The following is a 13,185-nucleotide window of genomic DNA, read 5'->3' as shown; positions in this document are numbered from 1 at the left end:
GTTGAACTCCAGGATTCAGGCCGTAGCCGATTTGAAAGGTTTGTCTGGGACCGGGCCGTCTGTCGGGACCAGGTGCGGGATTTCGCTGATGTCTTTCTTGAAGGTCTCGGTCAGGAGCAACAGCGCCACCAGCGAAATCAACGCTGCGCCGATCATGTACCAGGCCACCGAAGAGCCTTTGCCCGTCGCGGCCAGCAAGGCCGTGGTGACAATCGGTGTTGCCGCGCTACCGAGCAGGCCGGACAACATGTAGCTGATGGACAACCCGGAATAACGCACCCGGGTGCCGAACAGTTCGGCGAGGAAGGTCGCAATCGGCCCGTAGTTGGCGGCGAACGCCGTCATCAGCAACAGATAACCGAAGACCACCATCGACAGCTCTTTGGTGTCCATCAGCCAGAACATCGGGAACGCCACCAGCGCTTCGGCAATGATGCCGCCGACAATGATCGGCTTGCGTCCGACACGGTCCGAGAGCGCACCGAATACCGGCAGCATGACGATGCACCAGGCGCAGGACAGCAGCACCACACCGAGCATCACGCTGCGGCTGAAACCGAGATTCTGTGTGCCGTAGGTCAAACCGAACGCCACGATAATGTTGAACGAAGCGCCCGTGGACATGGTGGCAATGCCACCCAGCACCACTTGCTTCCAGTACTTGCGGAACACCTCCGCCAGCGGCATCTTCACTTGCACCTCGGCCTCCTTGACCTTGTTGAAGGCCGGGGTTTCCGAGATGTTCAGACGGATGTACAAGCCGACGGCGATCAGCAATACGCTGGCCAGGAACGGAATTCGCCAGCCCCAGGCCAACAGGTCCTCAGGGGACAGCCACGCCGCGATCAACAGGAATGCCAGGTTGGCAATCATGGTCCCGGCCGGCACGCCGATCTGCACCCAGGAACCGTACAAGCCACGCTTGTTGGCCGGTGCATGCTCCACCGCCATCAACACCGCCCCGCCCCATTCACCACCCAAGGCCAGGCCTTGCACGACCCTGAGCAGCAACAACAGGATCGGCGCCCAGATACCGATGGTTGCAAAGTCAGGCAACAGGCCGATGGCGAAGGTCGCCGCGCCCATGGTCAACAGCGAAATCAACAGCATCGACTTGCGCCCCAGGCGATCACCGAAGTGCCCGAACAATGCCGCGCCGACAATCCGCGCCAGATATGCCGAAGCGAACGTGCCGAAAGCCAGCAGCGTTCCGATCAGCGGCACGAAATCCGGAAAGAACACTTTGTTGAACACCAGCGCCGAGGCGGTGGCAAACACGAACAAGTCGTACCATTCCACGGTGGTGCCAATCACACTGGCCACTGCGACTTTTTTCATGCTGATTGCAACTTCCGGTGGTGCGCCGGATTTTTCTGCGGACGATAGATCGCTCATCACTGACTCCAGGAATTTATTTAATTGTTTTGACTGGCAGTAAAACGGTTGAGGCGAAGGTTGTTGTTATGGCTTACGGGAAGCGGGTTCCTGTAGGAGCGAGCCTGCTCGCGATGAACTCAAGAACACCGCGTTTAACCGGCAAACACGCGAAATCGTTAACGACCATCGCGAGCGGGCTCGCTCCTGCAGGAGGTGTGTCAGTTCAATATCCCAATACTCGGTCGGCACAGTTGAGTAACGGCTCGCCAGCATTCAGGCGACGGAGGTTTTCCGCGACCTGTTCGGCGATGCAGTCATGGGAAGCCGCCGAGGCCATGTGCGGGGTGATGGTGACACCGGGCATGGCCCAGAGCCGGTGATCGACCGGCAGCGGTTCCTGTTCGAAGACATCCAGCAAGGCACCGCGCAAGCGCCCTTTCGCCAAGGCCTGTTCGAGGTCGTCGATGTTCAAATGACCGCCCCGGCCACAGTTGACCAGTGCCGCGCCGCTGGCGAGACGCTCGAAAGTGGCTCGTCCGAGAATCCCGCGGGTTTCGCTGGTGAGTGGCAACAGGTTGATCAGCAATTCGACGCCATCGAGAAACGAGGTCAACGCATCGGCTCCGGCGAATGTGCGCACACCCGGCAAGTCCTTGCTGCGCCGCGCCCAGCCGCGCACGTCATAACCTGCGGCGGCCAGATCCAGAGCAATCGCGCTGCCCAGCGAGCCGAGCCCCATCACACCGACCTTGAACTGTCCTGCTGCCCGTTGCAGCGGCCGTTCCCAGCGTTGCTCCCGTTGTTGCGACAACACCTGATCGAAACCGCGGTGATAGTGGATCACCGCCCAGCGCACGTACTCGGTCATGCCCTGGCGGTGACCCGGGTCGACCACGCGGCAGATCGGCAGATCCGGGCATGACGGATCGTGATCGAGGTGATCGATACCGGCGGCCACCGAATGAATCACCTGCAGGTTCGGCAAGGCGCCAAGACTGCCCGGCAAGGGAAACCAGCACGCCGCCATCTGTGCATTGGCTGCCCGCGAATCATCGGCCAGCACGGCGGTAAGCTGCGGCGCACTGCGGGCAAACGCCGCCTGCAATTGCTTGAGCAGCAAGGTGTCGCGGGACAGCAGAACCACGGTGTTGATGTCAGCGTTCATGACAAATAGGACTCGCGCTGGGATTCGATCAGGGTCAGGGCGGCCTCCCAGGCCAGGTCGATGATGTTGTCCTGCTCATCACGGTCAAACTGCTCGGCGGTGTGCGCGCAGACTTCCGGCGATGGGTAATGCAGTGCCGACCCACCGGCCAGCGCCTGTACCTGGGCCTGACAGGCACGCTCCAGAAAATGGATCTCCTGGAACGCCTGGGCCACGCCCGAGCCACCCACCAGCAAACCGTGGTTGCGCAGAATCATCGCCCGGTGCGGGCCGAGGTCGGCAATCAACCGCTCGCGCTCATCCAGCGACAGCGCGATGCCTTCATAGGTGTGATAGGCCAGCTTGCCGTAGAACTTCAACGCGTGCTGACTGATCGGCAGCAAGCCTTGCTTCTGTGCCGCGACGGCCATGCCCGCCGCCGTGTGGGTGTGGATCACACAGTTCAGGTCGGGCCGCGCCATGTGGATCGCCGAGTGAATCACGAAGCCGGCGGCGTTGACCCGATGGCCTGCGTACTGCGGATCGACCACCCGCCCTTCCTGATCGATGCGCACCAGGTCCGAGGCGCGCATGCGGTCGAAGATCACCCCGTAGCGGTTGATCAGGAAATGGTGCTCCGGCCCCGGAATCCGCAGGGTGATGTGGGTGTCGATCAGGTCGGTCATGCGAAAGTGCGCGACCAGTCGATACAGCGCAGCCAGTTCGCAACGGGCTTGCCATTCAACCGGGTCGATGTGTGCAGGTTTACTCACGAATACACCTCTTTGGCAGTGTGGGAGACGACCGGGTTGGCGCGCAGGCGGGCCAGGCCGCAAACACCGATCAGGGACAGGGCCGAGAGCAAGGTGAAGAACACCGCCAGCGGCAACCATTGTCCGGAAAACTTGCTGGCCAGCAGGGTGCCGATCAGCGGCGTGGTGCCGCCGGCCACGGCGCAAGCCAATTGGTAGGCGATGGAAATGCCCGAGTAGCGCAGGTGCACCGGGAAGGCCTGGGTCATGTAGCCGGCGATCACCGCGTACAGCGCCGAAAGAATCACCACGGCCAACGCGATACCGAGCGTCATCAACAGAATGTTCTGCGTGCCCACCAGCAGGAACATCGGGTACGGCGTGACCATGCACAGCAGCGCGACCCATTTGAGAAATCGCCCTTCGCCGATACGTTCGGCCAGCAACGCCGAGACCGGTTGCGAGAGCAACTGGATGATGGTCACCAGAAACAGGCAATCGAGAATCGTCGAACGGGCAATGCCCTGGTATTGGGTGACGTAGGTGATCATGAAGGTGTTGGTGAAGAAGAACCCGGCCGAGCCGATGGTCACTGCCGCAGCAGCGAACAGGATCTGCCGCCAGCAGGTGCGGATTACGTCCATCACCGGGTATCTGGCGGTCTCGTTGTTGTCCTGGACCTTGGCGAACTCCGGCGACTCGTGAACCCCGGAACGGATCAACAGGCCGACCATCATCAACACGCCGCTGGCAAGAAATGGCAGGCGCCAACCCCAGGCGAGGAACTCCTCCGGCTCAAGGGACGTCACCAGGCGAAAAGCGATCAGTGCCAGCAACAAGCCAGCCGGGCTGCCGAGTTGGGCGAACGACGCGTAGAACGTCTTGCGCCTGGCCGGTGCGTGTTCGCTTGCCATCAACACCGCCCCACCCCACTCGCCACCGACTGAAATGCCCTGGATCAAACGCAGGACGATGAGACCGATTGGCGCCCAGATGCCGACACTGGCATAGCTCGGCAACAGGCCAATGCCCGCGGTGGCGATGCCCATCAAGGCCATGGTCACCAACAGTATTTTCTTGCGCCCGAGACGATCGCCCAAATGCCCGAACACCATCCCGGCCATGGGCCGCGCAATGAAGCCGACAGCGAAACTGCCGAATGCCGCGAGGGTACTCATGACCGGGTCGCTGCTGGGGAAGAACACCTGCCCGAGGACCAGCGCCGCCGCAGTGGCGTAGATGTAAAAGTCGTAGAACTCGATGGTCGTGCCAATGAAGGCAGCGGCCGCGGCTCGGCGCGGTTGGGGAGTAGTGTGCATGCAAGGACCCTGTGTACTTATAGTTTTGGGCAGGTGTTAAGGCTGGTGACGGTTGCGCTCTATGGCGCTTGTGGGCTTTATCGCTTCCATGCCAGGATTAGTCAATTTTCATATTCTTATCTTTACTATTAGCACCGCTACTGAATGAGGTTTTATGCCCTCCACTACCAACCCATGGGTCGGCCGACGCTTTCTCAATGACCGCCTCGACTGGAACCTGCTGCGTACCTATCTGGTCATTGGCCAGGAGGGCAGCATGAGCCGCGCTGCCGCGCGCTTGCACATCACCCAGTCGGCGGTCAGCCAGGCCTTGAAACGGCTGGAGGAACAACTGGAATGCGTGCTGATTGCCCGCAGCGGACGGCGCTTTGACTTGACGGAAACCGGGGAAGAAGTCCTGCGCATAGCGGCGGATATCTACGGCGATATTTCACGCCTGGGAACCGTGGTGGAGAGCCGTCACGACGATGTGGTGGGCAAGATCCGCATCCTTACCGTCAGCGGTGTGCAGGCGCGGCATTACGATGATTTCCTCGCTGACTTCCATGAAACTCACCCGAAAATCGAGTTGGAAGTCGAGGTGATGGGCAGTTCGAACATCATCAGTTCGCTGCTGCAGAAGACCGCGACCATCGGCGTCGGCCTGTGCCGTTTGCCACAGCCGCGGCTGGAACAGCGGGTGCTGTTTCGCGAGACCTACGCTTACTTTTGTGGCCCGCGTCACCGATTGTTCGGTCAAGAGAACCTGACCCTGGAACAACTGGCGGCGGAAAATTTCGTCAGCTTCACCAGCGATCAATTGGGTGGCAATCTTTCACCCCTGACGCTGTTCCGCGATCAGCAAGGCTTCACCGGCAAGATCGTCGCCTCATCCACCAGTTTCGAAGAAATTCATCGCCTGATCTGCGCAGGCTACGGCATCGGCGCCTTGCCCACGCATCTGGTGCGCCGGGATGTCGAGCAAGGTCTGCTCTGGCGCTTGCCGCCGGAAGACGGCGTGGTGGATTTCGATATCCAGTTGTTGTGGAATCGCGAACAGAAGATGAGCCAGGCCGAAACGGTGTTCCTCGAGAGTTTCCAGCACATGCTCAGCATCCGTGAGCCTGTGCTGTGACGCCAGGATGACTCAGACGTGAGGATCGCCCGGCGCCTTGCTCGGCGCCGCGTACTGCGGCTTCAGGTGCCCGTCCTGATCAAGTAGCCAGGCATCCATGATCTCCCGTACGACCGGTCCGGCGACTCGACCACCGGCCTCGCCGTTTTCGATCATCACCGAGATCACGATCTTCGGGTGCTCGGCCGGTGCAAAACCGACGAACAGGGCATTGTCGCGGTTGCGCTCACGGGTCTTCTCCCGGTTGTAACGCTCGCCCTGCTTGATCGCCACCACTTGCGCGGTACCACTCTTGCCGGCTATACGGTACTGCGCGCCCGCGGCTGCGGCCCGGGCAATCCCGCGGGCGTCGTGCATCACCATCTGCATGCCATGGTTGACCTGCTCCCAGTCGCGTGGATCCTTGAGCAGAATGTTCGGCATCGGATGCTCGTCCACCGGCGCGATGCCGTCCACGGTCTTGGCCAGGTGCGGGCGATTCCATACGCCTTTGTTGGCAATCAGCGCCGTGGCCTGGGCCAATTGCAGCGGCGTGACCTGCATGTAGCCTTGGCCGATACCGAGAATCACTGTCTCGCCAGGAAACCAGGCCTGACGACGCGTTGCGCGCTTCCAGGCTTGGGATGGCATCAGGCCGGGGGATTCTTCATTCATGTCCAGGGAGACTTTCTCACCCAGTCCGAACATCGCCATGTAGTCGTGCAGGCGATCGATGCCAAGCTTGTGTGCGAGGTCATAGAAATAGGTGTCGTTGGAACGCATGATCGCCGCGTCCATATCCACCCAGCCATCGCCGCTGTGGTTCCAGTTGCGGTACTTGTGATCGAAATCCGGCAGTTGATAATAACCGGGGTCGAATACACGGGTCTGTGGCGTGACGACACCCGCATCAAGGCCGGCGATGGCCACTTCCGGCTTGATGGTCGAACCCGGTGCGTAGAGTCCGCGCAGCACACGGTTGAACAGCGGTCGGTCGACGGAGTCACGTAGCGTGGAGTATTCCCTGGAGCTGATACCGGTGACGAACAGGTTGGGATCGAAACTCGGGTTGCTGACCATGGCCAACACTTCACCGGTCGACGGATCGAGCGCGACCACAGAGCCACGACGATCGCCCAAGGCTTGCTCGGCGGCTTCCTGAAGCTTGACGTCGAGGCTCAGGACAATGTTTTCGCCGGGCACCGGGTCAGTGTGCTTGAGCACTCGCAGCACACGGCCCTGGGCATTGGTTTCGACTTCCTCGTAACCGACATGGCCGTGCAGTTGCGCCTCGTAGAATTTTTCGATCCCGGTCTTGCCGATGGATTGGGTGCCTCGGTACTCGACCGTATCCAGCGCCTTTGACTCTTTCTCGTTGATACGTCCGACGTAGCCGACAGAATGAGCGAAGTGTTCTCCCAACGGATAGTGTCGAACGAATTGCGGCTCGACATCGAGGCCCGGCAAGCGGAATTCGTTAACGGCGAGCACGGCGATCTGTTCTTCGCTCAGTTCGTAGAACAGCGTCACGGGCACGAAGGGGTGACGTGCCTGCTTCATCGCCTTGTCGAACTGCGAGCGGTCTTCAGCGGGCAGGTGCAGGAGATTGACCACTTCGTCCAGTTCGGCGTTCACATCGGTGGCGCGCTCGCGGGTGATGGTCAGGTTGAAGCTGGGACGGTTGTCAGCAAGGAGAACGCCGTTGCGGTCATAGATCAATCCACGGGTAGGCGTAATCGGCAGGACATGTACACGATTGTTTTCGGAGATGGTCGAGTGATAGTCGAACTCGACCACCTGCAGGACATACAGACGTACCACCAGAGCACAGGTAATGGCGGCAACGAACAAGGCGCAGGCCATGAGTCGCTTGTTGACCAGGCGTGTTTCTTTTTCGTGGTCCTTGATGGGAATCGGTTCAGGCATTTCTACAGCAACTCTTTGAAAAGAATGCCGATCCGTGGGCGCAAACTCAGTCCATTAAAAATGAGCTGCACCTTAGCAAAACCGTGGAGTCAGGTTTGTGTGATTTTTTTTACATTTGACTTTGTAGGAGCGAGCTGGCTCGCGATGGACGTTAACGATGGCGCGGGAAACCTGATGCCCCGCGGCGCGCTCGGGTTTTTCGCGAGCTAGCTCGCTCCTACAGGGGCGCCAAAAACAAAACCCCTACCTGCATACGCAGATAGGGGTTTCGGAATTTAATCTTGACGATGACCTACTCTCACATGGGGAAACCCCACACTACCATCGGCGATGCATCGTTTCACTGCTGAGTTCGGGATGGGATCAGGTGGTTCCAACGCTCTATGGTCGTCAAGAAATTCGGGTACCGAGTCGTGGCCGGCTGGCCGCGCTTCAGCAAATTGGGTATGTGATGGAAATCGGTGTTTTGTGAGCGTCGAACTTTCGGTTCTTGCGTCTTCACACACCGCAATCTGATGCTTCTTTCGAAGTAGTCAAATTGCTTGGGTGTTATATGGTCAAGCCTCACGGGCAATTAGTATTGGTTAGCTCAACGCCTCACAGCGCTTACACACCCAACCTATCAACGTCGTAGTCTTCGACGGCCCTTCAGGGGACTCAAGGTCCCAGTGAGATCTCATCTTGAGGCAAGTTTCCCGCTTAGATGCTTTCAGCGGTTATCTTTTCCGAACATAGCTACCCGGCAATGCCACTGGCGTGACAACCGGAACACCAGAGGTTCGTCCACTCCGGTCCTCTCGTACTAGGAGCAGCCCCTCTCAAATCTCAAACGTCCACGGCAGATAGGGACCGAACTGTCTCACGACGTTCTAAACCCAGCTCGCGTACCACTTTAAATGGCGAACAGCCATACCCTTGGGACCGGCTTCAGCCCCAGGATGTGATGAGCCGACATCGAGGTGCCAAACACCGCCGTCGATATGAACTCTTGGGCGGTATCAGCCTGTTATCCCCGGAGTACCTTTTATCCGTTGAGCGATGGCCCTTCCATACAGAACCACCGGATCACTAAGACCTACTTTCGTACCTGCTCGACGTGTCTGTCTCGCAGTCAAGCGCGCTTTTGCCTTTATACTCTACGACCGATTTCCGACCGGTCTGAGCGCACCTTCGTACTCCTCCGTTACTCTTTAGGAGGAGACCGCCCCAGTCAAACTACCCACCATACACTGTCCTCGATCCGGATAACGGACCTGAGTTAGAACCTCAAAGTTGCCAGGGTGGTATTTCAAGGATGGCTCCACGCGAACTGGCGTCCACGCTTCAAAGCCTCCCACCTATCCTACACAAGCAAATTCAAAGTCCAGTGCAAAGCTATAGTAAAGGTTCACGGGGTCTTTCCGTCTAGCCGCGGATACACTGCATCTTCACAGCGATTTCAATTTCACTGAGTCTCGGGTGGAGACAGCGCCGCCATCGTTACGCCATTCGTGCAGGTCGGAACTTACCCGACAAGGAATTTCGCTACCTTAGGACCGTTATAGTTACGGCCGCCGTTTACCGGGGCTTCGATCAAGAGCTTCGCGTTAGCTAACCCCATCAATTAACCTTCCGGCACCGGGCAGGCGTCACACCCTATACGTCCACTTTCGTGTTTGCAGAGTGCTGTGTTTTTAATAAACAGTCGCAGCGGCCTGGTATCTTCGACCGGCGTGGGCTTACGCAGTAAATGCTTCACCCTCACCGGCGCACCTTCTCCCGAAGTTACGGTGCCATTTTGCCTAGTTCCTTCACCCGAGTTCTCTCAAGCGCCTTGGTATTCTCTACCCAACCACCTGTGTCGGTTTGGGGTACGGTTCCTGGTTACCTGAAGCTTAGAAGCTTTTCTTGGAAGCATGGCATCAACCACTTCGTCACCCAAAGGGTAACTCGTCATCAGCTCTCGGCCTTAAGATCCCGGATTTACCTAAGATCTCAGCCTACCACCTTAAACTTGGACAACCAACGCCAAGCTGGCCTAGCCTTCTCCGTCCCTCCATCGCAATAACCAGAAGTACAGGAATATTAACCTGTTTTCCATCGACTACGCTTTTCAGCCTCGCCTTAGGGACCGACTAACCCTGCGTCGATTAACGTTGCGCAGGAAACCTTGGTCTTTCGGCGTGGGTGTTTTTCACACCCATTGTCGTTACTCATGTCAGCATTCGCACTTCTGATACCTCCAGCAAGCTTCTCAACTCACCTTCACAGGCTTACAGAACGCTCCTCTACCGCATCACTTACGTGATACCCGTAGCTTCGGTGTATGGTTTGAGCCCCGTTACATCTTCCGCGCAGGCCGACTCGACTAGTGAGCTATTACGCTTTCTTTAAAGGGTGGCTGCTTCTAAGCCAACCTCCTAGCTGTCTAAGCCTTCCCACATCGTTTCCCACTTAACCATAACTTTGGGACCTTAGCTGACGGTCTGGGTTGTTTCCCTTTTCACGACGGACGTTAGCACCCGCCGTGTGTCTCCCATGCTCGGCACTTGTAGGTATTCGGAGTTTGCATCGGTTTGGTAAGTCGGGATGACCCCCTAGCCGAAACAGTGCTCTACCCCCTACAGTGATACATGAGGCGCTACCTAAATAGCTTTCGAGGAGAACCAGCTATCTCCGAGCTTGATTAGCCTTTCACTCCGATCCACAGGTCATCCGCTAACTTTTCAACGGTAGTCGGTTCGGTCCTCCAGTCAGTGTTACCTAACCTTCAACCTGCCCATGGATAGATCGCCCGGTTTCGGGTCTATTCCCAGCGACTAGACGCCCTATTAAGACTCGCTTTCGCTACGCCTCCCCTATTCGGTTAAGCTCGCCACTGAAAATAAGTCGCTGACCCATTATACAAAAGGTACGCAGTCACCCAACAAAGTGGGCTCCCACTGCTTGTACGCATACGGTTTCAGGATCTATTTCACTCCCCTCTCCGGGGTTCTTTTCGCCTTTCCCTCACGGTACTAGTTCACTATCGGTCAGTCAGTAGTATTTAGCCTTGGAGGATGGTCCCCCCATATTCAGACAAAGTTTCTCGTGCTCCGTCCTACTCGATTTCATGACTAAGAGATTTTCGCGTACAGGGCTATCACCCACTATGGCCGCACTTTCCAGAGCGTTCCGCTAATCTCAAAGCCACTTAAGGGCTAGTCCCCGTTCGCTCGCCACTACTAAGGGAATCTCGGTTGATTTCTTTTCCTCAGGGTACTTAGATGTTTCAGTTCCCCTGGTTCGCCTCTTGCACCTATGTATTCAGTACAAGATAACCATCTTATGATGGCTGGGTTCCCCCATTCAGACATCTCCGGATCAAAGTCTGTTTGCCGACTCCCCGAAGCTTTTCGCAGGCTACCACGTCTTTCATCGCCTCTGACTGCCAAGGCATCCACCGTATGCGCTTCTTCACTTGACCATATAACCCCAAGCAATCTGGTTATACTATGAAGACGACATTCGCCGAAAATTCGAATTTCTCAATTAAGAGAACTCACAAATTTTACCTTAGCCTGATCCGTTACCAGTGAAAGTAACGTTCAGTCTATCTTTCTATCACATACCCAAATTTTTAAAGAACGAACTAGTCAAAGACTAGAAATCAACATTCACCATCATCGATGGAATGCTCATTTCTAAGCTTTACACAATCAGAAGCAGTAGTGGTGGAGCCAAACGGGATCGAACCGTTGACCTCCTGCGTGCAAGGCAGGCGCTCTCCCAGCTGAGCTATGGCCCCGTATTTCTACAGGCGTTTCCCACACAAAATTGGTGGGTCTGGGCAGATTCGAACTGCCGACCTCACCCTTATCAGGGGTGCGCTCTAACCAACTGAGCTACAGACCCAATTTCGGGCTGCTTCTTATCGTCTTCTTCAATGAATCAAGCAATTCGTGTGGGAACTTATGGAGCCGCTGAGTCGTCGATTAAGGAGGTGATCCAGCCGCAGGTTCCCCTACGGCTACCTTGTTACGACTTCACCCCAGTCATGAATCACACCGTGGTAACCGTCCCCCCGAAGGTTAGACTAGCTACTTCTGGTGCAACCCACTCCCATGGTGTGACGGGCGGTGTGTACAAGGCCCGGGAACGTATTCACCGCGACATTCTGATTCGCGATTACTAGCGATTCCGACTTCACGCAGTCGAGTTGCAGACTGCGATCCGGACTACGATCGGTTTTGTGGGATTAGCTCCACCTCGCGGCTTGGCAACCCTCTGTACCGACCATTGTAGCACGTGTGTAGCCCAGGCCGTAAGGGCCATGATGACTTGACGTCATCCCCACCTTCCTCCGGTTTGTCACCGGCAGTCTCCTTAGAGTGCCCACCATGACGTGCTGGTAACTAAGGACAAGGGTTGCGCTCGTTACGGGACTTAACCCAACATCTCACGACACGAGCTGACGACAGCCATGCAGCACCTGTCTCAATGTTCCCGAAGGCACCGATCCATCTCTGGAAAGTTCATTGGATGTCAAGGCCTGGTAAGGTTCTTCGCGTTGCTTCGAATTAAACCACATGCTCCACCGCTTGTGCGGGCCCCCGTCAATTCATTTGAGTTTTAACCTTGCGGCCGTACTCCCCAGGCGGTCAACTTAATGCGTTAGCTGCGCCACTAAGAGCTCAAGGCTCCCAACGGCTAGTTGACATCGTTTACGGCGTGGACTACCAGGGTATCTAATCCTGTTTGCTCCCCACGCTTTCGCACCTCAGTGTCAGTATCAGTCCAGGTGGTCGCCTTCGCCACTGGTGTTCCTTCCTATATCTACGCATTTCACCGCTACACAGGAAATTCCACCACCCTCTACCATACTCTAGCTTGTCAGTTTTGAATGCAGTTCCCAGGTTGAGCCCGGGGCTTTCACATCCAACTTAACAAACCACCTACGCGCGCTTTACGCCCAGTAATTCCGATTAACGCTTGCACCCTCTGTATTACCGCGGCTGCTGGCACAGAGTTAGCCGGTGCTTATTCTGTCGGTAACGTCAAAACACTAACGTATTAGGTTAATGCCCTTCCTCCCAACTTAAAGTGCTTTACAATCCGAAGACCTTCTTCACACACGCGGCATGGCTGGATCAGGCTTTCGCCCATTGTCCAATATTCCCCACTGCTGCCTCCCGTAGGAGTCTGGACCGTGTCTCAGTTCCAGTGTGACTGATCATCCTCTCAGACCAGTTACGGATCGTCGCCTTGGTGAGCCATTACCTCACCAACTAGCTAATCCGACCTAGGCTCATCTGATAGCGCAAGGCCCGAAGGTCCCCTGCTTTCTCCCGTAGGACGTATGCGGTATTAGCGTCCCTTTCGAGACGTTGTCCCCCACTACCAGGCAGATTCCTAGGCATTACTCACCCGTCCGCCGCTGAATCAAGGAGCAAGCTCCCGCCATCCGCTCGACTTGCATGTGTTAGGCCTGCCGCCAGCGTTCAATCTGAGCCATGATCAAACTCTTCAGTTCAAACATCTTTGGGTTTTGAGAAAACCCTAAACTTGGCTCAGCAATCGTTGGTTACATCTTTGATTTCTCGCGGAGTAACTTGT

At 56.8% G+C, this 13,185-nt stretch carries 6 protein-coding genes, 2 tRNA genes and 3 rRNA genes; 1 reads left to right on the top strand and 10 read right to left on the bottom strand.

Annotated elements, in window-relative coordinates:
• Positions 1 to 15: 15 nt before the first annotated feature.
• From ACEN8E_RS08025 to ACEN8E_RS08010, 4 genes are all read right to left on the bottom strand, one after another.
• Complete coding sequence (locus ACEN8E_RS08025) at positions 16 to 1,395, bottom strand: MFS transporter (protein ID WP_495592129.1); 1,380 nt, start codon at positions 1,393 to 1,395, stop codon at positions 16 to 18.
• Positions 1,396 to 1,600: 205 nt separating this feature from the next.
• A complete protein-coding gene (locus tag ACEN8E_RS08020; protein WP_495592128.1) occupies positions 1,601 to 2,542 on the bottom strand; it encodes a 2-hydroxyacid dehydrogenase in 942 nt (313 codons plus the stop codon).
• Positions 2,539 to 3,294, bottom strand: coding sequence for a class II aldolase/adducin family protein (locus ACEN8E_RS08015; RefSeq protein WP_495592127.1), 756 nt, complete (start codon positions 3,292 to 3,294; stop codon positions 2,539 to 2,541). Before ACEN8E_RS08015 ends, ACEN8E_RS08020 begins: the two co-directional genes overlap by 4 nt.
• Positions 3,291 to 4,592 (bottom strand): MFS transporter, encoded by a 1,302-nt coding sequence (locus ACEN8E_RS08010; RefSeq protein WP_495592126.1) that lies wholly within the window; start codon positions 4,590 to 4,592, stop codon positions 3,291 to 3,293. The genes ACEN8E_RS08015 and ACEN8E_RS08010 overlap by 4 nt, the downstream gene beginning before the upstream one ends.
• A 154-nt stretch (positions 4,593 to 4,746) precedes the next feature.
• Between ACEN8E_RS08010 and ACEN8E_RS08005 the strand changes: the two genes are divergently transcribed.
• Positions 4,747 to 5,706 carry a LysR family transcriptional regulator gene (locus ACEN8E_RS08005; RefSeq protein ID WP_495592125.1) on the top strand — a complete coding sequence of 320 codons (960 nt, stop codon included), beginning with the start codon at positions 4,747 to 4,749 and terminating at the stop codon, positions 5,704 to 5,706.
• A gap of 12 nt (positions 5,707 to 5,718) precedes the next feature.
• Here the strand turns inward: ACEN8E_RS08005 and mrdA are convergent, their stop codons facing one another.
• From mrdA to ACEN8E_RS07975, 6 genes are all read right to left on the bottom strand, one after another.
• Positions 5,719 to 7,611, bottom strand: a complete 1,893-nt coding sequence (gene mrdA, locus ACEN8E_RS08000; RefSeq protein WP_495592124.1) for a penicillin-binding protein 2 — start codon at positions 7,609 to 7,611, stop codon at positions 5,719 to 5,721.
• A gap of 279 nt (positions 7,612 to 7,890) precedes the next feature.
• Positions 7,891 to 8,006: ribosomal RNA gene (gene rrf, locus ACEN8E_RS07995) — 5S ribosomal RNA — on the bottom strand.
• A gap of 158 nt (positions 8,007 to 8,164) precedes the next feature.
• Positions 8,165 to 11,056: ribosomal RNA gene (locus ACEN8E_RS07990) — 23S ribosomal RNA — on the bottom strand.
• 245 nt (positions 11,057 to 11,301) lie between these two features.
• Positions 11,302 to 11,377: transfer RNA gene (locus ACEN8E_RS07985), tRNA-Ala, on the bottom strand.
• Between the two features lie 30 nt (positions 11,378 to 11,407).
• Positions 11,408 to 11,484 (bottom strand) — tRNA-Ile (locus ACEN8E_RS07980).
• 81 nt (positions 11,485 to 11,565) lie between these two features.
• Positions 11,566 to 13,102 (bottom strand): 16S ribosomal RNA (locus tag ACEN8E_RS07975).
• The 16S, 23S and 5S rRNA genes sit together here with 2 tRNA genes alongside, the layout of an rRNA operon.
• Positions 13,103 to 13,185 lie beyond the last annotated feature (83 nt).

This window comes from Pseudomonas sp. Pseusp9 (genome assembly GCF_059491265.1).
Note: the sequence above shows the minus strand (reverse complement) of the source record. Positions and strands in the feature narration are given on the sequence as shown.

Coding starts and splice junctions, on each gene's coding strand:
- ACEN8E_RS08025 (WP_495592129.1), bottom strand. CDS start 1,395: ATGAGCGATCTATCGTCCGCAGAAAAATCCGGCGCACCACCGGAAGTT.
- ACEN8E_RS08020 (WP_495592128.1), bottom strand. CDS start 2,542: ATGAACGCTGACATCAACACCGTGGTTCTGCTGTCCCGCGACACCTTG.
- ACEN8E_RS08010 (WP_495592126.1), bottom strand. CDS start 4,592: ATGCACACTACTCCCCAACCGCGCCGAGCCGCGGCCGCTGCCTTCATT.
- ACEN8E_RS08005 (WP_495592125.1), top strand. CDS start 4,747: ATGCCCTCCACTACCAACCCATGGGTCGGCCGACGCTTTCTCAATGAC.
- mrdA (WP_495592124.1), bottom strand. CDS start 7,611: ATGCCTGAACCGATTCCCATCAAGGACCACGAAAAAGAAACACGCCTG.